The 20,657-nt window shown below is 66.9% G+C and carries 18 protein-coding genes; 9 read left to right on the top strand and 9 right to left on the bottom strand.

The annotated features are described in order from the left end of the window. Positions 1–37 precede the first annotated feature (37 nt). Both E2C06_RS28135 and E2C06_RS28130 read left to right on the top strand, forming a co-directional pair. Positions 38–1,621, top strand: coding sequence for a Na+/H+ antiporter (locus E2C06_RS28135; RefSeq protein ID WP_133291905.1), 1,584 nt, complete (start codon positions 38–40; stop codon positions 1,619–1,621). Positions 1,622–1,749: 128 nt separating this feature from the next. Further along, positions 1,750–2,688, top strand: a complete 939-nt coding sequence (locus E2C06_RS28130) for a 2-hydroxyacid dehydrogenase (RefSeq protein WP_133291904.1) — start codon at positions 1,750–1,752, stop codon at positions 2,686–2,688. A gap of 299 nt (positions 2,689–2,987) precedes the next feature. On the opposite strand, the gene E2C06_RS28125 is transcribed toward E2C06_RS28130, so the two are convergent. Continuing rightward, positions 2,988–3,341, bottom strand: a complete 354-nt coding sequence (locus tag E2C06_RS28125; protein WP_133291903.1) for a hypothetical protein — start codon at positions 3,339–3,341, stop codon at positions 2,988–2,990. A gap of 512 nt (positions 3,342–3,853) precedes the next feature. Here E2C06_RS28125 and E2C06_RS28120 point away from each other — a divergent pair. Further along, positions 3,854–4,477: a DUF1326 domain-containing protein gene (locus E2C06_RS28120; RefSeq protein ID WP_133291902.1), complete on the top strand. Its 624-nt coding sequence runs from the start codon at positions 3,854–3,856 to the stop codon at positions 4,475–4,477. 98 nt (positions 4,478–4,575) lie between these two features. Beyond that, the gene (locus E2C06_RS28115; protein ID WP_206664721.1) at positions 4,576–5,388 is read left to right on the top strand and encodes a DUF2182 domain-containing protein; all 813 of its coding nucleotides are present in this window, start codon (positions 4,576–4,578) and stop codon (positions 5,386–5,388) included. A 22-nt stretch (positions 5,389–5,410) separates the two neighbouring features. Here the strand turns inward: E2C06_RS28115 and E2C06_RS28110 are convergent, their stop codons facing one another. The 3 genes from E2C06_RS28110 to E2C06_RS28100 all read right to left on the bottom strand — a co-directional run bounded on the left by E2C06_RS28110 (position 5,411) and on the right by E2C06_RS28100 (position 7,823). Then, positions 5,411–6,205: a DUF3489 domain-containing protein gene (locus tag E2C06_RS28110; protein ID WP_206664720.1), complete on the bottom strand. Its 795-nt coding sequence runs from the start codon at positions 6,203–6,205 to the stop codon at positions 5,411–5,413. 189 nt (positions 6,206–6,394) lie between these two features. Further along, complete coding sequence (locus E2C06_RS28105; protein ID WP_133291901.1) at positions 6,395–7,144, bottom strand: HpcH/HpaI aldolase family protein; 750 nt, start codon at positions 7,142–7,144, stop codon at positions 6,395–6,397. A gap of 331 nt (positions 7,145–7,475) precedes the next feature. Beyond that, positions 7,476–7,823 (bottom strand): hypothetical protein, encoded by a 348-nt coding sequence (locus E2C06_RS28100; protein ID WP_133291900.1) that lies wholly within the window; start codon positions 7,821–7,823, stop codon positions 7,476–7,478. Between the two features lie 1,185 nt (positions 7,824–9,008). On the opposite strand from E2C06_RS28100, the gene E2C06_RS28095 reads away from it, so the two are divergent. Together E2C06_RS28095 and E2C06_RS28090 are read left to right on the top strand one after the other, a co-directional pair. Next, positions 9,009–9,320, top strand: coding sequence for an HU family DNA-binding protein (locus E2C06_RS28095; protein ID WP_133291899.1), 312 nt, complete (start codon positions 9,009–9,011; stop codon positions 9,318–9,320). A 110-nt stretch (positions 9,321–9,430) separates the two neighbouring features. Then, positions 9,431–10,405 carry a Bug family tripartite tricarboxylate transporter substrate binding protein gene (locus tag E2C06_RS28090; protein WP_133291898.1) on the top strand — a complete coding sequence of 325 codons (975 nt, stop codon included), beginning with the start codon at positions 9,431–9,433 and terminating at the stop codon, positions 10,403–10,405. A gap of 18 nt (positions 10,406–10,423) precedes the next feature. On the opposite strand, the gene E2C06_RS28085 is transcribed toward E2C06_RS28090, so the two are convergent. The 5 genes from E2C06_RS28085 to E2C06_RS28070 all read right to left on the bottom strand — a co-directional run bounded on the left by E2C06_RS28085 (position 10,424) and on the right by E2C06_RS28070 (position 16,471). Next, positions 10,424–11,248, bottom strand: coding sequence for an amidohydrolase family protein (locus tag E2C06_RS28085; RefSeq protein WP_133291897.1), 825 nt, complete (start codon positions 11,246–11,248; stop codon positions 10,424–10,426). A 214-nt stretch (positions 11,249–11,462) separates the two neighbouring features. Then, positions 11,463–12,482, bottom strand: a complete 1,020-nt coding sequence (locus tag E2C06_RS28080; protein ID WP_165982716.1) for a Bug family tripartite tricarboxylate transporter substrate binding protein — start codon at positions 12,480–12,482, stop codon at positions 11,463–11,465. Between the two features lie 220 nt (positions 12,483–12,702). Next, entirely contained in the window at positions 12,703–14,280 is a 1,578-nt protein-coding gene (locus E2C06_RS28075) for an ABC transporter substrate-binding protein (RefSeq protein ID WP_133291895.1), read from the bottom strand. 397 nt (positions 14,281–14,677) lie between these two features. Continuing rightward, positions 14,678–15,085, bottom strand: coding sequence for a hypothetical protein (locus tag E2C06_RS38885; RefSeq protein WP_206664719.1), 408 nt, complete (start codon positions 15,083–15,085; stop codon positions 14,678–14,680). 57 nt (positions 15,086–15,142) lie between these two features. Then, positions 15,143–16,471 carry an NAD(P)-binding domain-containing protein gene (locus E2C06_RS28070; protein WP_206664718.1) on the bottom strand — a complete coding sequence of 443 codons (1,329 nt, stop codon included), beginning with the start codon at positions 16,469–16,471 and terminating at the stop codon, positions 15,143–15,145. 250 nt (positions 16,472–16,721) lie between these two features. On the opposite strand from E2C06_RS28070, the gene E2C06_RS28065 reads away from it, so the two are divergent. From E2C06_RS28065 to E2C06_RS28055, 3 genes are read left to right on the top strand one after another with little or no spacing between them, the layout of a single operon-like run. After that, entirely contained in the window at positions 16,722–18,176 is a 1,455-nt protein-coding gene (locus E2C06_RS28065; protein ID WP_133291894.1) for an FAD-dependent oxidoreductase, read from the top strand. Between the two features lie 17 nt (positions 18,177–18,193). Continuing rightward, entirely contained in the window at positions 18,194–19,033 is an 840-nt protein-coding gene (locus E2C06_RS28060) for an aspartate/glutamate racemase family protein (RefSeq protein ID WP_133291893.1), read from the top strand. Positions 19,034–19,064: 31 nt separating this feature from the next. Beyond that, positions 19,065–20,303: an ABC transporter substrate-binding protein gene (locus E2C06_RS28055; protein ID WP_133291892.1), complete on the top strand. Its 1,239-nt coding sequence runs from the start codon at positions 19,065–19,067 to the stop codon at positions 20,301–20,303. Positions 20,304–20,657 lie beyond the last annotated feature (354 nt).

Raw genomic sequence — 20,657 nt, 5'->3', positions numbered from 1 at the left:
AGAGCTTGACCTCATCGCTCAAACGGTTCGGCGCAATATGCACTCGGTAGAGCTATTTGAACTGATCGTCGGCATGTTCCTGGCGGTTTTGGTCCTGCGATACGCGGCCCTCCGCCTCCGAATGCCGCCAGCAGTTGCTCTTCTGCTGGGAGGCGGCGCACTGGCCTTCGTTCCGGGACTGCCAACTGTCGAACTCGATCCGGAACTGGTGCTAGTCATCTTCCTGCCGCCGCTCTTGATGGATGGCGCTTGGTTCACGGCACTGGCTCCCTTCCGCCGCCACCTCGGCGGCATAACCTCGCTCGCGGTCGGCGCGGTGCTGTTCACGGCGGCCGTCGTCGCAGTAGCTGCGAAGTTGATCCTGCCCGAGCTTCCTTGGGCGGCATGCGTCGCCTTGGGCGCCATCGTCTCGCCGCCTGACGCCGTTTCAGCCAGAGCGGTTCTGCAACGCGTCAAGCTGCCGCGCCGGCTCGGCACCCTGCTAGAAGGCGAGAGCCTCCTCAACGACGCGACCGGGCTCGTGCTGTTCCGCTTCGCGGTGGCGGCCGCGGCCACCGGGGCATTCAGCCTCGGCGAGGCGGTCGGCAGCTTCGCCGTCCTCGTAGGCGGCGGCATCGCGGTCGGCAGTGCAATCGGGGCGGCCTGGGTCCTGCTGCTCCGCCGGCTCGGCGACGACCAGCTGATGATTGCCGCCTCCGTACTGGTGTGCTGGGCAAGCTATCTCGCTGGCGAGGCGCTGCACGCGTCGGGCGTCATCGCAACGGTGACGGCGGGCCTAGTCTGCGGCTGGTACCAGCACGTCATCCTGACGGCGAGCGTGCGGATCCGCGCGCTCTCGTTCTGGCAGGTGATGATCTCCCTGCTTGAGGCTGCCGTGTTCATCCTGATCGGCCTGTCGCTGCGGGGCGTGATCGACCGCGTCGGCGGGTTCGGCGTCGTCCTCGAGGACATGGCCTGGTCGGTCGCGGCAATCGTTGCGGCCATGACGCTCGCCCGCTTCGCTTGGATCTTCGGCTCGGACGCCGTCCTGACCTTCCTGCACGGGGCGGGCTGGCGAGGGGCGGAGCCGCTTGGCCCGAGGGCCGCCTGCGTGATGAGCTGGGCGGGCATGCGCGGCGTAGTAACGCTCGCGGTGGCACTGAGCCTGCCCGAGACCATACCGGGACGCGACCTGATGCTGGTGACGGCCTTCGCCGTCATCCTGCTGACGGTGCTCGTGCAGGGCATGACGCTCGGTCTCGTCATACGCCTCGCTGGGCTTCGGGAGGGCGAGCGCAGCAGGCCGTCGCTCGACCTCTTCGCCGCGGAGGTCGCCATGATCAAGGCCCAGTTCGCCGAGGTCGAGCGGAAGGCCTACGCCGCCGACGGCTCGCTCCTCCATCCGCGTCTGCTCGACAGCTACCGACGCCGGGCCACGCTCTCGGCGGAGTTCCTCGGCAGCCCCGAGGAACGCGCCCAAAGCATTGCGGCCCACTACGATGTCATCCTGGCCGCCATTGCGGCCGGACGCGCCGAGCTCGTCCGCCTGCATCGGGCGCGGCAGATCGACGACGAGACGCTCCACGACCTGGAGCGCGACCTCGACCTCGAGGAGCTCATAGCCATTGCCGCGAAGGGCTGATCCATGCCCGTCGGATCCGGCGGTCTAGCACTGTCGGACGAGTCCGGCGGGAGCTCCGTGCGGTCCCCATTCTTGGTCGATGACGACAGCAACGCGCTTCATTGCTGATGTGAGAAGGGGAAACCACCATGGCACTGCTGATCTATGGGCTCGATACGGACGAAATCGGCACAGCGCAGAGCTGGCGCGACACGCTCGCCGAGCTGCTGCCCGACATGGAGGTCCGCATCTTCCCCGATGTCGGGGACACTTCAGAAATTACCTACCTCGCCTTCATGCGGCCCGACTTCGACGCGATCCCACCGTTGCCCAATCTCCGGGCGATGTTCAGTCGCTCGGCCGGGGTCGAGTCCTTCATCAATCACCCCAAATTGCCGAAGGTGCCGCTCGGGAAGATCGAGCCCACGGGCGGTGACCCGATGATGACCGAGTACGTCATCATGCACGTGCTGCGCCTCCACCGCGAGATGCCTCACTACCAGGAGGCGCAGGCTAACCGCGAATGGCTGCGCCGACCCATTGTTCGACCCGATCAACGCCGCATCGGCTTTCTCGGCCTCGGGCTGATGGCAAAGGCGCCGGCGCTGGTGCTGAAGTCGCTCGGCTTTCCGGTGTCGGCATGGGTGCGCAATCCAAGACCGGAGCCGGAGATCCCGGTCTTTCACGGCCCGGACCAGCTGGAGCCATTCCTGCACCAAACCGACATTGCGGTGTGCCTGCTGCCGCTGACGCACGAGACCGAGGGCATCCTATGCGCCCGCACCTTCGACATGATGCCAAGGGGCGGAATGGTGATCAACATCGGTCGCGGCAGGCACGTCGTTGGCTCAGACTTGGTAGCCGCGCTCGATTCAGGTCAGCTCTCCTATGCCGCGCTCGACGCGCTGCATCCCGAGCCGTTGCCGCCGGACAGCCCGTTGTGGGCGCATCCGAGGGTAACCGTGATGCCGCACGTCGCGCGACGGCCGACCGTGCGTCAGCTCGTGGCCGAGATCGCCGCAAATATCAGGAGTCTTGAGACCGGCGGTGGCTTGCTGCAGGAGATCGACAAGACGCTGGGGTACTGACTGGGGCGGAGGATTTGGTCGCTGCTCGTGCGATCACCCTCGCCACCGTCGTGTGCGTCCAGGCACCACTACCCCGCAGCGTCGACACTCCCCGCTTGTTCAGAGCCCGCGCGATCGCCGCCTGACCGGTCACGCCCTCGGCCCGCAGCTGCTCCATCTCCAGGCCGAACCGGTGCGCCGCATGCGCCGGTGCTGGGCCTTGGCCGCTGCGGCAGTGAAGGCCCCACAGGGAACGGGTGGTTCCGGTCGCTGCTGACCGTCAGCCGTGCGGGCAGGGTGCAGGTCGCTAGCCGACCAGATTACCGCGCGACAGGCATGAAGACCCCGACGGGTTCGCCTTTCAGCAGGATGACGACGGGTTCGCGGCCGCCCTGTGTCCGCAGGCGCACCTGCGCAGATGGTAGGATACGCCGCAGAAAGTCGATGTAGGTTTGGTTCAGGCGAATCCCGTTCGGGGTCGTATAGGTCCGGCCGTCAGGGCCTAGAACGAGTTGCGGGAGCCCGACCTCGTCGGGTGACTGGGACGACATGTGGCGTTCGATGAAACTGCCGCTCGCCGATGGCAGGACATCAGCAGGCAGTGTCGCGGGCTTCGCTAGAGCGGCGTCGATTGCCAATCCGCCGTCGGTGACGAAGGTTCGACCGTCGCTCAACCGAACCGTCCGCTGCCAGGTGGGTTCGGCGCTGCCTGGCGCCGATGGCACAGGCCGTGACTGCTGGTCCTGAGACAAAGCCATTCCGGGTAGTAGTCCGGCAAGGAGTATGATGACGAACAATGGCCTGCGCATGGTGCCTCACGGTTGCTTCGCGTCGGCTCCAGACACGATCACATTTCGCGGTACGCTGAGGCAACTGCCGAAGGATCAGGATCTCGCCCGAGACTACCACCCGCGCAAGCGTCGTGTGTGCCAACCGCTCCCGCCGCTCGGCATCGGTCCCCCGGGCCAGTGCCCGCGCGAAGGAGTGGACCAGGACCGCCCCGACCCTCAACGCGCTCGACATCCGGCGCGGTGCGCCTGCTGGTTCATTCGCTTGCTGGCGCTGCCCTGCCAGGCTGGGGCTGCTGAGCCCCTGCTGTCCCGCCCGCTCCGCGGGACGTGACCGCGGGGCGCGCGTGGGAGGCGCAGCCTAGAGGGGCGAAGAGCCAGCCGCGGAGGACCCACAGATGGCAGCGAAATGGAGGCTGACAGGGGATTACTTCGAGAACTGCAACTGCGACGTGGTCTGCCCCTGTCTCATCTCCGCCGCCGCGCCACTCACCGGAGTGCCGACGCAGGGCAGCTGCGACGTGGCGCTTGCTTTCCACATCGAGCGCGGCGAGTACGACGGCGCGCCTCTCGACGGACTCAACGTCGTGGTCGCCGCCCATGTGCCGGGGCCCATGGCGGACGGCAACTGGACCCTGGCCGCCTACATCGACCAGCGCGCCGACGACCGGCAAGCCGCCGCCCTCGAGGCGATCTTCGGCGGCGCAGAGGGTGGGCCGATGGCAGCCTTCGCGCCCCTGGTGGGTACCCACCTTGGCGTGCGTAGGGCGCCGATCACCTACACGGTCCAGGGCAAGACTCGCTCGGCGGAAATCCCCAACGTCTTGCAGATGTCGGTCGACCCGCTGCCGACGATGCACCCGGGCGGGGAGATCTGGGCCTCGGCAGGCCACCCCGTGGCGCCGGACCGGCTCGCCCTCGCAGTAGGCGGCGCGGGCAGCACCTACGCCGACCACGGCATGCGCTGGGACAATTCGGGCCGCAACGGCCACTACGCTCCAATCAGCTGGTCCGGCGGTTAGTGACCCAGTTGCCGTCACCCGCCCAGGGCGCGGCGGGGCGCCGCCCTGCCACGGCGGGCCAGGCGCCCCTCGCAGTCCAGCGTAACCTAATCCTGGGCTTGTTGCTCGCGCTGGCCGCCGCGGCCTGGATACTGATGGCCCAGCACGCCCGCGACGGTGCGATGGGCGGCGCAGAGATGGTGGGTGCCTCGCCCACCATGGGCCTGCGCGCACCGGTGTTCCTTGCGATCTGGGTTGTGATGATGGCGGCCATGATGTTCCCCGCCGTTGCGCCGATGGTCCTCGCCTTCCACCGCATACAGGCGGGCCGCCACGGCAGCGGGGCCTTCGTGCCGACCTGGGTGTTCGTGGCGGGCTACATGCTGGTCTGGACTGCTGCCGGCGCGGCCGCCTACGCGGCGGCGCTGGCGGCCGAGGCAGTCGCCGTGCGCACCGGGCTCGGCCCCGCCGGGGCGGCACGGATCGGTGGCGCGGTGCTCGTCGCCGCAGGCCTGTACCAGCTTACACCGCTGAAGGACCGGTGCCTGTCGAAGTGCCGCACGCCGGTCGGTTTTATCATGACCTCCTGGCGCGAGGGCAGGCTCGGCGCACTCCGGATGGGAGCGCAGCACGGGCTGTGGTGTCTGGGCTGCTGTTGGCTGCTATTCGCGGTGCTGTTCCCGCTGGGTCTAATGAACATCGCCGCGATGGCCGCGCTCACCGCGCTGGTGTTCGCCGAGAAGACGCTGCCTTGGGGGCGCTTGGCGGCAAGGGCTGCGGCCGTCGTCCTCGTCGCCTACGGCGGTCTGGTGCTCGCCGTCCCGGCGGCGCTGCCGACCTACGCCGTGCACGCCGGCATGGCGATGCCCGCAGGCGGTAAGGGGACGACATATCCGGCGACGGTGTCACCCCAAGCCTCCCAGAGTCGGTGAGTCCGGACGACAGGCGGCAGCATCAGCGCGCCTCGGCGATGCGGTAGACGGTGTAGCTGCCCTTTGCGCCCTCCTTGCCGGGGCCAACCTGGCGGACCCGCTCGGCCGCCTCGACCACAAGGCCCTGGCGCTTCTTCAGTCCAGCGAAGAAGCCGCGGACCGTGTGGGCCTGCCAGCCGGTCGCCTCGGCGATCTGGGCGACGGTGGCGCCCTCGGGTCGGCGCAGCAGGGCGAGTACCTGCTGCTGCTTGGTGCCCTCGCGGGGCTTTTGGATGCCGGCGGGGCGGGGTGCCGAGGCAGGCTTCACCAGGATGGCGCGAAGGGCGGCGATGGCGCCGGGCATGCCAGCGCGCTCGCCGGCCTGATCGTCCCAGGCCGCGAGGACGCGGTGGGCGGCGTCGCGCAGGCTGGGGCGCGTGGAAGGCGACTGGGCGGGTGTGTTAGCAGCCTCAGCGCCGCTGGGCGCATTCAGGGCCCCCGCAACCGCAGGCGCCACTAGCGGCGCGCTGCTAGGCTCCTGTGCCGCATCGGAGGAGGCTGCGCCTGACGCCTGTTCGATAGTGACTGGCGCGGCGCCGATGGCCGCCATCCCCGCCTCGGTGACGCGCACCGTGGGCCGAGTGCCGCCCTGCTGGTGCCAGCGCAGGTCAGCGAACTCGTCCGGCGCCTCGCATTCTTCAACGTAGCCCTGCTTGAGCAGGTTGTTCAGCACCGCCCGGGCAGCGGCGGTCGGCAGGTTGTCGGGCGGCGCAGCCAGCCGCAGCAGGTGCTGGGCGGCCTCGGCGAGGATGCGGCGGGCGGTGTCGGAAAGGGCCATCTCGCGGCTCCTGTTGCAGCACCCGAGGAGCCGGGTGCTACGAGCCCGAGCCCCGCCATGGAACTGGTCGGGGCAGCGTGCTGGCGTTTGCCGCGGCGCGCGTCAGACCGGTCGCTCCACGCCGGCCCGAAGTGAAGCGCAACAGGACCACCTGACGCTCATTTCGGCGCAGAGGCTGGACCACAACACCTAGCGCTTGATCTCAGCCAGGGCGTTCCGAATACCAGCCTGAGCCCAGGGACCCCAGGGCATGGTGAAGAACTTGAAGCCCTTCTGGACGAAGAAATTCGGGTCCATCCCGAGCGGGATGAAATACATCCCCGCGGCGATGCCGTGCTTCGCAGCAGCGGCCGCGATTTTGTCGAGCGCACGCTGATAGGTATCGCACGCGTAGTCCAGCGGCACCCCCAGTTCGATCGACAGGTCGGACGGACCGATCAGCAGAACGTCCACCCCCGGCACTGAGGCAATGGCATCGAGATTCCCGAGCGCCTGGTTGGTCTCGATCATCGGCACGATAAGAAGCTCTTTGTTAACGGCATCCATATAGTCGCGGTAGGTCTTGAACTCGCCCCACTCGCCGCGCACTCCGGCATTGCTGCGGTTGCCGTCGGGATAATAGCGGCAGGCGCGTACAGCGGCCTCTGCCTCCGCTCGGGTGTTCACCATCGGAATGATGACGCCGCGCGCCCCAGCGTCGAGCGCAAAACAAATCTGGTGGGCTTCGTTTGCGGCGACTCGTACCACCGGCGCCGTCTGCTTGCCCCGCATCGCCTGGATCGGAGGCTGAAGCTGCTTGATCTCCCATGCCGAGTGCTGTGTGTCGAACAGCACGAAGTCGAATCCTGCATCGGCCAGCAGTGATACGTCTACGCTCGGAGATCCGGCAGTCCCGACTACCGTCTTACCAGACTTGATGGCGTCCTTGATGGCGTTCATCTGGTATCAATTCCTCCCACACGATCTCTGACGCCCGCCTAAGCACCACGGCAGTGATGGGCGCATTGGAGCAGCATTATCGCACATTGGCGGAGCAGCGCAGGCTGCAACTTGTCTGTGTTCGACGCCACTCCGGGGTCCCGTTTGAGCTCGGGCGCGATTTCCGTGCTGGTTATGTTGATAGCGCCAGAGCAGCCAGACACGCGCGGAGCGTTGATGGCCGCCGGTAAGCCGGGTCGCGCCTCGGCCTCGTCGTCCCAGGCGCTGAGGACCCGCTGGGCGGTATGGCGGAGGCTGGCGCGTGGTCGGGGCTGGCGCCGCCATGGCGGCCTCACAGGTGGCGTCCGCGGAGTTCGGCGCCGGCTGCCCCTTCCCGGAAGGCCGATGCCGTCGGCAGCGCGCTGTGGGCCCCTGCGGGCGCCTCCGAGGGAGCGGCGCCGATTGCCAGCAGCCCGGCATCGGTCACCCGCAGCGCGATCCAGGCGCCGTCCTGCTGGCGCCAGCCCAGGCCGATGTACTCGAAAGGCGCTGCGCACTCCTCGACGTAGCCGCCTTTGAGCAGGCTGCGGAGCACCGCATTGCAGGCGGCGGCGGGGAGGTGCTTGGGCGGCGTTGCCAGCCGGAGGGCATGCCGGCCGCCATCGAAGAGGACGCGGAGGGCGGTATCGGAAAGGGCCATGTTCAAGGCTCCTGGTGCAGCACACGACCAGCCGGGTGCTACGAGCCCGAGCCCCGCCGTGGCAGCTGGTCAGGGGCACGCGCAGGCGTTTACCGCGGCGCGTAACCGACCATTCGCTCTGTCGCAGCCGGAAGTGAAGCAGCACACCCAGCGCGCCCTCTCACATCTCCGGCGGCCGGCTGAGTGGTCTCAGAGTTGCTCGCCAGGCTGACTTATTCGTTAGAACGCCGCCACCGAACCATCCGAAGCGTTGTCCCTTCGCAACCAGGAGGAAAAAATCATGAGCGATCGGAGCGAGGGCAGCGCCGCGGCGGCAGTGGGAGCCCACAGCAAGGACGCCATGCAAGGCCCAAGCAGTCGCACACCGTCGGATCAGGGGCGATCGGGATCGGCGACACCCGAGCATGCCGTCTCGGGCAACTCGGGTGAAGCGGAGGGTCTCGAGGCATCCGTTCGCAGTGCCTCCGATGCGATGTTGTCCGCGGCTGGTCGAGCAGGTGAGGAGGCTTCCCGTCTGGCCACGACGGCGCAGGAAGGTATCTCGCACGCAGGCCGGCAGGCGTATCGGCAGAGCGCCCAGGCCGGTTCATATATGGGTGGTGTAGTCAGGAGTGAGCCGCTGATTACGCTGGCAGCTGTGGGCGCGCTCGGCTTCGCCCTTGGCATACTCGTAGGTCGTCGATGATCTTTCAGCGTCGGCGATAGACGCCGAAAGTACTGGGAATGGTCATTGTCTCGGCTTCTGTGTGGCACCCGACCAGCTGGGCGCCGCCGCCCAGAGCCTCGCCGAGGAGCTGGTCGGGGCGCTCGCTAGCCAAGCCTCTTGCGCGCCCCCGACCAGTCGCTCCACGCCGGCCTGAAGTGAAGCGCAAAAGGACCAACTGGCGCTCATTCAGGCGCCGAGGCCAGAACACAGCGTGAATCTGCCCACATGTCCGATCTTGGAGCGCTGGCATCAGGGGCAGCTGCAAAAACCTAAGGTTTGCTGCCAAACAGGCCGGAGTCGTCCAGCGGTTGCCCACAGACATATCCCCGATTTTGGGGATATTCCAGGTGCGGCTGCAGGCCGGGATGGCGGCACGTTTCATCCGTAGGCCGGACGGAGCTCGCTCCCCATGTGCACTGCCCTCGTGACAAAATCACTCACGCCACATAAACGGGCCTGCGCTACAGAGGTCCGTATGCATGTCCAAGAAGTTCCTGACCGACGTTATCGTCCAGTCCGCTGAGATGCCCGCCAATGCAGCCAACCGGCTCGCGGCGGATATCATCTCGGCCGTCAAGTCCGAGATCATTGAGACCGGGCGCTTTACCCTGCCCGACTTCGGGGCGTTCATCGTCCGCGAGACGCCGAAGCGCACCGCGCTAAATCCGCGGACGGGCGAGAAGGTGGCGGTAAAGGCCGGCGCGACCGTCAAGTTCAAAGCGAGCCCTTCTCTGAAGGAGACTGCCCTCGCCGGGCTGAAGAAGGCGAAGCGGAGGGCTAAGAAGGACTGACACCGGACATCCGGTCCACCGCTTTGCTACGGCTCCTCGTTGCGGCACGCTGCGGTCGACTCTGGCGTCAACTAACGCAGATCGTCGGCATCCTGCAGGGAAGGAACAGCATGAGGATTTGCCTGAAGGGCAGCATAGTTCTGGCAGCGCTGTTGGTGAGCAGCATCCCGGCGAAGGCGCAACGCTGGCCGACCCAGCCGATTATGTTGGTGAACGGGTTTCCGCCTGGCGGGGGCGCCGACATTCTCGCCCGCCTGGTCGCGGCACGGCTGAGCCAGAATCTCGGACAGGCAGTCAGCGTCGACAACCGAACTGGCGCAAATGGCCTGATTGCTGCAGCCGCAGTGGCTGCCGCCCGACCCGATGGTTATACCATCCTGCTATACACCATGAGCATGGCCAGCACTGCGCCAGTCATGCCCGGTGTGACCCTGACCTTTGATCCGGATAAGGACTTGGCACCTGCGGTGATCATCGCGGGCCTCGACAATCTGCTCTACGTTGCAAACAAGACGCCGTTCCGGACAGTACGTGACATCGTCGATTATGCGAGGGCCAATCCTGACACACTGACCTACGGCTCCTCAGGCGTGGGTAGCTCGTATCAGCTTTGGGCGGCGCAGTTCACGAGTATGGCAGGCATCCGAATGCTGCACGTCCCCTTCCGCGGTGGGCCGCCTGCTATCGCCGAGATCATTGCCGGGCGCGTCGACATGATGTTCGGCAACCTTGCCGAGATCCTTCCGCATATTCGCTCCGGCGCCGTCCGCCCAATCGCCTTCACCAGCACGCCGCCATCGCCAGTGCTGCCTGGCGTGCCAATAATCGCGGAGTCCGGACTTCCAGAGTTCCGCGCCGACAACTGGTTTGGCATAGCCGCCCCTGGTCGTACGCCGCAGGAGATCGTCGAGCGCCTGAACGTCGAGATCAACCGGATTGTCGCAACGCCGAATGTGGCCGAGCAGTTAGTCGGGCTCGGCTACCAGCCGCGCGGTGGCAGCATCGAAGCAATGCGTGAGACCATCCTGCGTGACCGCGCTAAATGGAAGGCAGTCATCGCCGCCAACAACATTCGTGCGGAGTGAGCGCGGCCATCAAAACGTTCAGTCATCCAGGGCCAGATCCCAGCCGAGCCACTCGCATAGTGCCTTGCCCATGACGAGCTCCAGGTCGTGGCCGCGTAGCCACGACAGCTCCTCGGTAAAGAAGGTGACGCATTGCCGGTAGCTGCATGGCATGCGGGTGATGTCAGTGCCCCAGAAGAAACGATGCGGGCCAAAGGCGTCGAAAATGCGCTGCAGACCGTCATGCATGTTCCGGTACGGGTAGGGCTGAGTGGAGTAGTGGGGGGCGCCGGTCGCCTTAACGGCGACATTCGGCAGCTTTGCAAGTGCTAACAATTCGTCAAGTTTCGCGAATGCCGCCGCATCTTGCCCAGTGCGCACCAGCCCGCAATGGTCGAGGATCAGCTTCAAGTGCGGATGCGCTTCGGCGATCTTGCGAAACTCCGGCAGAAACAGCCCACCCATGGTGGCGATGGGCAGGCCCTCGCGCTCGGCGGCGGGCCACAGCCAATCGAGCGTGCCATCCCGCAGCCACACCTGCTCTGCGGGCGATAGCAACGCCCAGCGCAGACCCATCATGCCGGGCTGGTTCTTCCAGCCGTGGATCAGCTTGCGGTTCTCCAGCTGGTTAGGCGGAAACTGTCCCATCACCGCGAAGCGGTCGGGGTATTTCCTCGCCGCTTCCACTGCTAGGGTATTCGAGCTGGGATCCCAGCTTCCCGGCGGGTGGATGAGGGCTGCATCGACACCCGCTTCATCCATTTCCCTCAGCGCCTCCTCGGCCGTGAAGGATGGGACCTTCCGATGCAGCCCTGAGGGACTGCCGCTCGACCAGATGTGGATCTGCGCGTCGACGATCTTCATGGAAATTCCTTCCGGCAAAACGGGCCGGCGAAGGCACGCGGCTTTGTTTACGAACCTTGGCTCCTAGGTTGGCAGCCTCCGCCTGTGGAAACGTGCCGAGCACCGAATTCCGGCTTACGGTCGGCCAAAGGCACGCCACCAACTCTCCTCCCGACGAGCACAAATATTCTGGGTGTGACCGACGTGTTTGTCAGCACTGACGACGCCACAGGTCCTATTCCATGCGCACACCCGTCGCCTCCACAATGGGTCGCCACTTCGCCTGCTCGGCCCGGACATAGGCTCCCACCTCCTCGGGAGACATTACCGGCGCCGGCTCGATCCCCGCGGCGCGCAATTCGGCCTGGAAATCCGTCGCCTCCAGTGCCTTGCGCGCCGCAGCGTGCAGCGCGGCGACCAAGGCCGCCGGCGTGTCTCGTCTCACCGCTAACAGGCTCCACAAGGAGGTCTCGAAATTAGGCAGGCCCAGCACCTCGGCCACGGTCGGCACATCCGGCGCCAGCGGCGAGCGGCGCAGCGACGCCACCGCGAGCATTCGCACCCGGCCCTCCTGGTGATGCGGGAGGCCGCTCACGATGGTGTCTGCCACCGCGTCGATGTTGCCCGCCAGCAGATCCACCATCGCTGGGCCGTTGCCGCGATAGGGCACATGCAGCATCTCCACCCTGCCGGCGGCGTGAAGTAGGTACTCTCCCGCCAGATGCACGAAAGTGCCGGCGCCCGGGGAGCCGAAGCGTAGCTGGCCCGGCAGGCGTCGTGCCTCGGCGAGCAAGCCCGGCAGATCGGTGGCCACTCCGTTGCGGGCCATGAAGCAAACGGTGTTGGCGCCGACCAGCGCCACCGGCACGAAATCCTCCACCGGATCGTATTGCGGCTTGGCGAAGATCAGCGGGTAGAGCGCGTGGGTAGAGGCACCGCCGAACACCATCGAATATCCGTCCGGGCGTGCGCGCAGCAGCTCCAGCATGCCCACCACGCCAGCAGCGCCGGTTTTGTTCTCCACCACCACGCGCTGGCCCAGTTCCTGGCCGAGGCGGGCGGCGACGCGGCGGCCGAAGGCATCGGTGCCACCGCCTGGCGGGTAAGGTACTATCAGACGTAGCGGCCGCTCAGGGAATGTCCCCTGGGCGCGTGCCCTGCCGAACGCTGCAGGACCGACAATCGCACCGAGCAGTAGTGCACGGCGGAGTGTATCCATGTCATCAGCCGCGATACTGCGCCGGTCAGCCGACATGATGGCTGTTTCCTCCTGCAACGACCGTGCCATGGCACGCTGGAGTAAGTACGTGCGCGCCCATCGCGTACAGCCCTGATCGGCACCCCAAGGTGGTCCGCTGCGAATTCTAGTTCGGCGGTGGCTTGGACGCCACGACCTGTGTGGTTAGCGCCAGCCGGGGTAGTGCGGCGGCCCAAGCGGCGAAGGTGGGCAGGGTGAGGTAGTGTTGCTCATGCTGTCAGGCCTCCTTGCGGAGACCGGTGAAGACCGGCACGCCTGCCATCATGCCAGTGAGGTTACGGCGGAAGGCGACGGGCTGGATGTACTGGCCGAGCGGGATGAAGGGCACCTCCTCCCGGCACAGGAGTTGGATCTCACGGCAGATCACCTGCTGCGCCGCCAGCTTTTCGGCCTCCAGCCAGCGGTTTCGCAGCACATCCAGCGCCGGGATGTTAGCCCAGCCGACCGAGAAGGCTGAGCCATTAGCGCGCAGCCCGGTCTGTGTCGCCGGAATGGTGATATCCGGTCCGACTACATAGGTGCAGTAACAGTTCCAGCCGCCCTCGGCGGGCGGTCGGCGATTGGTGATGCGCTGGTTCAGGGTGCCGAAATCCATCGCTACGTAGTCGATGTTCATCCCAAGGCGACGCATCACCTCGGCAGTCACCTCGCACACAGCACTGATGCGCGGCACGTCGGCTGCGGCCAGCATCACCACGCGTTCGCCGGCATAGCCGGCCTCGGCCAGAGCGCGCCGAAGCGACGGCAGGTCCGGCCGGGTGCCGCTGGGTGGCAGGCCAGCGTCGGTTGCCATCGGCGTGCCGGGGGCAAAGATGCCAACACGGTCACTCCACATCGTCCTCTCGTTGCCGGCAACGGCGATCATGCAATCCGCCTGACTAATCGCTTGCAGCAGCACGCGGCGCACCGCTGGTCTGTCAAAGGGCGGATGTAGATGGTTCAGCCTGAGGTGGCCGACCATCCCGGTAGAGTCCTTCACCTCCACAGCAATGTCGCGCGAACGGCGCAGCACCGGCAGCAGGTCGATCAGCGGCTGCTCCACCCAATCCACCGCGCCGGATTGAAGCGCCGCGGCGGCAGTGGCTGCGTCAGGGATGACGTGGAACTCGATACGCTCGAAATGAGCAATGCGAGGCCCGGCCGTCTGATCCGGCCTGCCATCTGGCCGTGGTACGTAGCCGGCATGGCGGGCATAGCCGACGCGCGCCCCAGCAACCCGCTCCTCCGGCAGAAACCGGTACGGGCCGCTGCCGATCACTTCGGGTACCTGGGTGAAGGGGTCGGTTAGCGCCAGGCGTTCAGGCATGATGACGGGCACCTGGGTGCTAGCCCGGCCGAGCGCCGCTGGTAGGAGCGGGAAGCGCCGCTTGAGCTGAAACAGGATGGTGCGGTCATCCAGCGCGGCGATCTCCTCGGTCGCTTCGGCCAACAACTGGCCGAACACGTCGCGCCTGCCCCAGCGGCGGATGGAAGCCGCGCAATCGCGCGCCAGCACCGGCGTACCGTCGTGGAAACGCAGCCCGTCCCGCAGGGTCAGCCGCCAGCGGAGCCCATCCGCCTCCACCACATGGCCGGCGACCATCTGCGGTTGGACCGAGGTGTCGGCGGCGGTACCATACAGCGTATCGAACACCGCCAGAGCATGGGTGCGGGTGGAAAGCGTGCTGGACCACACCGGGTCGGTGACCGCCAAATCTGCGTAGGGCACGAAGCGCAGTACATACTGATGCTGCGCGCGCGCTGAGCGCGGCGCGGCGAGGGCCGCGGTGGCGGCAAGCAAAGCGCGTCGCTGCATGCAGGCAATCCCCTGGATCATGGCACGCGGTGGCTGGCTTCCCTGCCATCATCCTAGAGGTGTGCCGGGGCGCGGCAAGGGCTGGCGTCACCGCGCCCCCGGCATCGGACCGACAAGCGCCTCCACCCCCAACTTTATGCTAGGGACAGTGACGGGGTTAATGCCGACCGGCTGCCTGGCATCGCGTAGCAATGGGGTTGGGCGAAGCGGGCCGCGCACCCTTCGGACGAGAGGGGGGCCGAGTTGGCGCTTCTCAACAGGGGCCGCCGCCCGCGCGGTTGCCGATCACCAGCGACTGGCCAGCAGCCGCCCTGCCACTTCACTAAGCTACCGGCGCCGGCCAACCCCAGGTTTGGGCCTGAAGGTGTCCACCCGATGGGCCGGCAGGCCGGATGCCTCAGAGCGGGCCGAGTTTCCCGAGTTCCATCGCCTTGATCTGCAGTGCGAGATACTTCGAGTTGATGCGGCACTGCGCGAGGCCGCCGGCGATGAACCACAACCCTTGCTGCGGCGTGCGCTTGAACATGTTGTTCAGCTCGCCATCCTCACCGATGCCCCAAACCGGCCCGATGCGTTCCAGCATCGCGTCGCCAAGTGCACGCCGGACGAGCTCCTCCTGCGGGTAGTAGCCGGTCGCCAGAATGATGAGGTCGGCTGGCACCGTTGGGCCATCTTTGAGGAGTGCACCGGCGGCGGTGAAGCGTTCGATCCGGTCGTATTGCAGCAGGCCGAGCTGGCCCTTGATCATAAGATCGGAGCTGCCGGCATCCAGGTTGTAGCCACCGCCGCGCCGGAAGTATTTCATTTGGTGACCGGTCTCATCCTCGCCAACATCGTGCTTGAAGCCGATGCCCTTGAGGCCCTAGATCATCTCGCGGTCGAGCTCGAGCATGCGTTTCGTGACGGATTGATAGGCCTTGATGATCAGCGGGGGCGTGGCAGATGAGACAATCAGGTCGCAATCCTCAAGCGGCCCGCCCTCATCCCAGATCGCCTCGTTGAGCCTGGCGCTCGGGTCGATTGACACGACGGTCGTCGAACCTCGTTGGACGAGCGTTGTATTCACGCCGTGACTGTGCAGGTCGAGCGCGATATCGTTGGCGCTGCTGCCGGTGCCAAGGATGAGTGCGTTCTTTCCCTCCCAGCCCGCGCCGCTGTCAAAGCCTTCGGAATGGAGGATCTGTCCCTTGAAATCTTCAAGGCCTGGCAGGTCCGGCACCATGGGGTAGCTGCTGACGCCGTTAGCGAAAACGAGGTGCCGGGGCCGGACGACGCGTTCGCTGCCGTCGGCGCACTTCAGCCGGGCCGTCCAGCATTTCGCCGTGTCGTCCCAGGTTCCGCCGACGAATTCGGTCCCCGTCCAGCAGTTGATTCCCATGGCGTCAGCGTAGAATTCAAACCAGTTTCCTAGCATGTCCTTCGGGATGTATTTCGGCCAGGTCGGCGGAAATTCCATGTAGGGCAGATGGTTTAGGTGGATCGAGTTGTGCAGCGCCAGCGAATGGTATCGCTTCCGCCAACTGTCACCGATGCGCGGCAATTGCTCGACGACAAGGGTATCGACGCCCAGCTGGTTCAGCCGCGCCGCGATCGAGAGACCCGCCTGGGCGGCGCCGATCACCAGCACCGCCGGTTCCCGGTCGGCATAGGCAGCAGCCTTGCGGCGCATGTCGGCCCAATTGTCACCGCCGAAATTTCGCGAATAGGCGGCCCCGGTCGGCCGGTTGGCACCGATCCTCTCCTCGTGGCCATGCAGCGCCTCGAGCGTCGTCGAGATGAGCCATGCCTTCATTGCGCCGTCGCCATCCGGCGCCGGTGACAGGCGGATTAGGCCGGCGCCACGACCATCCGCCGTGGTGAACTCGAAGATCGCCTCGATGCTGTCGACGCCCAGGCGCTTCACCTGGCGGGGCGGTTTCCGGCCCTCAAGCAAGTGGAAGCCCTGCGCAGCCGTGCGCGCCTGTTCCGCTGCGAGGCGCACGGCGATGCTGTCCCGGCCGGCGACGGAGGTCAGGTGCCAAGTGAAGGCCAGGATGTCCCGCCAATGGGAGTCCGCATGAAACAGAGCGCCGATCCGCGTGGGGTCGCGAGATGCAAGCGCCGCCTCGAAGGCGTCGAGCCAGCCCGCGGCGGAGCGCCGGGCCTGTGCCGCAAGCTGGAACTCCTGGAGGGATTGATCGAAATCGTCCATCGTCGCCTCGCCCCGAGGCGTTGTTCTCGAAGCCGCCTCACCTTGGACTTATAATCAGGTCGTCCGACCAGCGTCCATGCGCTCACCCGGGGGAACAGGGCACAGGCTACCCAACGACCTGGGCGGAGGCGTGCTGACTTGGCCGATGAGCGCGCGACCATCCGATGCGCCTCCCGCTTCGCGGGCCTGCGCCGGTGCATTTGACCTCCACCGCCGCCGTGGCATGCTCCGGCTCAAGGGAGAACGCCGAATGCGCGAAAAGCGTTTCGAAGTGCTCGTTGCTGGCTGCGGCGTTGCCGGCCTGTCTGCCGCCGTCGCTGCTGCTGAGGCCGGTGCGAGCGTCGCGGTGCTGGAACGCGCCCCGCCCGCGGAGCGCGGCGGCCAGAGCCGCTATACCGAAGCTTATCTGCGCATGAAGAGCAAGGCCGAGGTCACAGACGATTTCGAGAGCCACCTTGCCGAGAATAGCAGCGGAACCCTCGACCCAGACCTGATCGCCGAAAGCGCCCGCCCGCCGGGACAGCGCGCCGCCTATGCCGCGGCTCTCTCGATGGCTGAGCCGGCATTCATCGCCACTTTCGCCGACCAGGCCGGCCCGACCATCGCCTGGCTCCAGGGCTTTGGTCTGCGCTTCGATTTCCTGCCGACGCAATTCCTCACCAAGTCTCAGCCACGCCTGCTGCCTGTGGGCGGCGGGCTAGCGCTGGTGGAAGGGCTGGCGGCGCGCGCCGAGGCGCTCGGCGTCGAGTTCCTGTACGAGACCACGGCGGAGCGCCTGGAGCAGGACGGGGATGGCCGGGTCACAGGCCTGCTCGCCCGCAGCGGTCAGGATGGGCGCCTGCGGTTGGGCGGCCAAGTGGTGCTGGCCTGCGGCGGCTTCGAAGGCAATGCCGAGATGCTGGCCCGCTATATCGGCCCGCGCGCCGCCTTTCTGCGGCCCATCTGCAAGGGCGCGAATTTCAACCGCGGCGACGGTATCCGCATGGCGCTGGATGTCGGCGCGGCCACTGCGGGCGACTTCGGCAGCTACCATGCGGAGCCGATTGACCCGCGCTCCGGCGTCTCTGAGCCCTCGGTCTTCGTCTTCCCCTATGGCATCCTGGTGAACAAGGACGGCAGACGCTTCACCGACGAGGCGCCGGGCACGGTGGATGCACATTATGAAAGCGTCACCCGGCGGATCTTCGCGCAGCGCGACGGCCTTGCTTGGGTGGTGCTGGATGCCAAGCACCAGCGCGTGCCGAACGTCCGCCTCGCCATCCGCACGGACCAGCCGCCAGTCGTCGCCGACAGCTTGGATGCGCTGGCGGCGCGGCTAGCGGTGCCGGCCGCAGCCCTGGCGGCGACGGTGCGGGACTACAACGCTGCCTGCCTGCCGGGCGACTGGCGCCCGTTGGAGCTGGATGGGCTGGCGACCCGCGGCCTGGCCCCCCCCAAGTCCAACTGGGCGCTGCCGGTGGACGAGCCGCCGTTCCATGCCTATCCCATCATCTCGGCTAATGTCTTCACCTTCGGCGGGGTGAAGGTGGACAACGACGGGCGCGTGGTCGACGGCGACGGCCGGCCGATCGAAGGGCTCTACGCCGCCGGCGAGATCATTGGCACCTACTACCGCACCTATACCGGCGCGACTTCGGTGCTGAAGGGGCTGGTCTTCGGCCGGCTGGCGGGAAGTCATGCGGCACGACGCGGCAATGCCGGCTAACCGCGAAGGATGCTGAGATGCGCATCTGGCATCAGAGCTTCAGCGACCTAGACCGCGCCCCAATCTACCGCGTCACGCTGGCCCGCCATGCCGAGGCGGTCATGCCGGCTGGCGATGAAGTGGTGCTGCATGGCCTCCGCCCCGGCACCTATGGCAGCGACTTCGCGCCGATCCACGCCATCCGTCACCGCTACCTGGAATACCTGAACGAGGCGCAGGTGGTCGAGGCGGCGCTGGCGGCGGAGCGCGAGGGGTATGATGCCTTCGCCCTCGGTTGCTTCTACGACCCGGCGCTGCGCGCCGTGCGGTCGCTGGTAGACATCCCCTGCGTCGGCCTGTCGGAGACCTGCATGCTGGTCGCCTGCTCGCTCGGCCAGCGCTTCGGCCTGGTTTCGCTGGAAGCCAGCCAGCGTGCCCAGCACGAAGATTTGGCCCGCGCCTACGGCATGCGCGAACGCCTAGCTGGGGTGGTGGCGATGCAGCCGCCGATCGACGAATACAGCCTGGAGAACGGCGATGAGGTCGCCCGACCGCTGCTCGGCGCATTCGATGCGGCCTGCGGCCGGCTGGTGGCGATGGGCGCCGAGGTGGTGATCCCTGGCGACGGCTTCCTCAACGAATTCGTCTGGCGCCACGGGCTGCGGGCGAGCCACGGGGCCGTGGTGATGGACGCGCTGGGCACGCTGTTCCGCTACGCCCGGTTCATGGCTGGCGCGCGCGCCGCGCTCGGGCTCCAGGTCAGCCGCGCCGGCCACTACGCCCGGCCACCGGCGGCGATGCTGGCGCAGGCACGGGCATCGGCCGGGGCTACGGAGATGGCGGAAGGCAGCTTCTCCGGCGGCAACGACCGCCGCTGATCGAACCGGCTGGACCATAGGGAAATATACTATGCGACGCTCAATCCTGAGGGCTGCCGCGCTGGCGGCGGTCATGGCAACCGGACTGCCGGCCGAAGCGCAACCGCAACCCGGACCACGGCGTGAGGCCATCCGCATCGGCATCCTGAGTGATCTCTCCGGCAGCTTTGCCGATGTCGCCGGGCCGGGTTCGATCGTCGCGGCGCAGCTGGCGGCGGAGGATTTCGGCGGCCGTGCGGCGGACCTGCCCGTGCAGATCGTCTCCGGCGATCACCAGAACCGCGCCGATACCGGCTCCGCCATCGCCCGCCGCTGGTTCGACACGGAGGGCGTTGACGCTATCATCGACCTGCCCAATTCCGCGGTGGCGCTGGCGGTCGGCGAGGTGGCGCGCAACGCCAACCGCGTGGCGCTACCCACAGCCGCGGTATCCAGCCGGCTATCCGGCGACCTCTGCTCGCCGAACCTAGTGCACTACTCGCTCGACACCTGGTCGATGTCGAATGTGCCGAGCCGCGCACTGGTGCAGCAGGGCGGCGCCACATGGTTCTACGTCACCGCCGACTATGCCTTCGGGCACGACCTGGAGAAGCAGTCCGCCGATGCGGTGACGCGAGCGGGCGGACGGATCGTCGGTTCTGTCCGCCATCCGCTCGGCACGACGGATTTCTCCGCCGTACTGCTGCAGGCGCAGGCCTCGCGTGCCGCGGTGGTGGCCCTGGCGAATTCCCAGGCTGACTTCATCAACAGCATGAAGCAGGCCTCCGAATTTGGCCTGGTCCGCCGCGGCCAGCGCGTGGTTGGCCTGGCGGTCTACATCTCGGATATCGTGTCGCTCGGCCTGGAAGCGACGCAGGGCGCCGTCGTGGTCGGCAATTGGTATTGGGACCTGAACGACGGGACGCGCAGCTTCGGCCGGCGCTTCGCCGAGCGGATGGGCGGGCGGATGCCAACCGACCTGCAGGCCAATGTCTACGCCGCCGTGACGCATTACCTGAAGGCGGTGGCGGCGCTCGGCTCCTCGACCGACGGCCGGGCCGTGGTCGCCCGCATGAAGGCAACGCCGACCGAGGATATGATCTTCGGCCGTGGCGAGATCCGGCCGGACGGTCGCCGGATTAGCCCGGTATACGTCTTCCAGGTTAAGGCGCCGGCCGACTCTGCGAACCGCTACGATGTCTACAGCCTGCTTCGCGAGGTGCCGCTGGCGGAGGCCTATCGGCCCATCGCTCAGGGTGGCTGCCCGCTGGTGCAAGGCGGCGGCGGCTGAAGTGCAGCATGGCTCCCATCAGCGCAAAGGTGCTGGTGCGGAGCCCGCGTTGGGAGCTCTGAGCAGTCGGCCCAGCGACGCGCCTTGCTCCCAAGTACTTCGCCACTCGAAGCGCAGCGTGCGGGCGCTGCCGCCGCAAAGTTCTTCAACCTCGGCGGCAATTCGCGCTGCCAGATCATCGGTCAGCCGAGCGGCCCAGAGAATTTCATTTCCCAGTTCCCACCGCTGCTCCAGTCGGCCTTCTCATACCGTCTCCGGGTGATCAGCTCGGCTGAACCGGCCTGGGCCACCAGTGGAAGTCGGTGTGCGGCTGGAGGGTAGCCGGATCGAGCTGACGACAGCGCGCGGCGATGG

The sequence above is a fragment of the Dankookia rubra genome (genome assembly GCF_004355005.1).
In the GTDB taxonomy this organism is placed as follows: Bacteria; Pseudomonadota; Alphaproteobacteria; order Acetobacterales; family Acetobacteraceae; genus Paracraurococcus; species Paracraurococcus ruber_A.
The sequence above is the reverse complement of the archived record's forward strand: the minus strand, read 5'-3'. Positions and strand labels throughout refer to the sequence as shown.

Coding starts and splice junctions, on each gene's coding strand:
- E2C06_RS28135 (WP_133291905.1), top strand. CDS start 38: ATGCACTCGGTAGAGCTATTTGAACTGATCGTCGGCATGTTCCTGGCG.
- E2C06_RS28130 (WP_133291904.1), top strand. CDS start 1,750: ATGGCACTGCTGATCTATGGGCTCGATACGGACGAAATCGGCACAGCG.
- E2C06_RS28120 (WP_133291902.1), top strand. CDS start 3,854: ATGGCAGCGAAATGGAGGCTGACAGGGGATTACTTCGAGAACTGCAAC.
- E2C06_RS28110 (WP_206664720.1), bottom strand. CDS start 6,205: ATGGCCCTTTCCGACACCGCCCGCCGCATCCTCGCCGAGGCCGCCCAG.
- E2C06_RS28105 (WP_133291901.1), bottom strand. CDS start 7,144: ATGAACGCCATCAAGGACGCCATCAAGTCTGGTAAGACGGTAGTCGGG.
- E2C06_RS28100 (WP_133291900.1), bottom strand. CDS start 7,823: ATGGCCCTTTCCGATACCGCCCTCCGCGTCCTCTTCGATGGCGGCCGG.
- E2C06_RS28095 (WP_133291899.1), top strand. CDS start 9,009: ATGTCCAAGAAGTTCCTGACCGACGTTATCGTCCAGTCCGCTGAGATG.
- E2C06_RS28090 (WP_133291898.1), top strand. CDS start 9,431: ATGAGGATTTGCCTGAAGGGCAGCATAGTTCTGGCAGCGCTGTTGGTG.
- E2C06_RS28085 (WP_133291897.1), bottom strand. CDS start 11,248: ATGAAGATCGTCGACGCGCAGATCCACATCTGGTCGAGCGGCAGTCCC.
- E2C06_RS28080 (WP_165982716.1), bottom strand. CDS start 12,482: ATGTCGGCTGACCGGCGCAGTATCGCGGCTGATGACATGGATACACTC.
- E2C06_RS28075 (WP_133291895.1), bottom strand. CDS start 14,280: ATGCAGCGACGCGCTTTGCTTGCCGCCACCGCGGCCCTCGCCGCGCCG.
- E2C06_RS38885 (WP_206664719.1), bottom strand. CDS start 15,085: ATGAAATACTTCCGGCGCGGCGGTGGCTACAACCTGGATGCCGGCAGC.
- E2C06_RS28070 (WP_206664718.1), bottom strand. CDS start 16,471: ATGGACGATTTCGATCAATCCCTCCAGGAGTTCCAGCTTGCGGCACAG.
- E2C06_RS28065 (WP_133291894.1), top strand. CDS start 16,722: ATGCGCGAAAAGCGTTTCGAAGTGCTCGTTGCTGGCTGCGGCGTTGCC.
- E2C06_RS28060 (WP_133291893.1), top strand. CDS start 18,194: ATGCGCATCTGGCATCAGAGCTTCAGCGACCTAGACCGCGCCCCAATC.
- E2C06_RS28055 (WP_133291892.1), top strand. CDS start 19,065: ATGCGACGCTCAATCCTGAGGGCTGCCGCGCTGGCGGCGGTCATGGCA.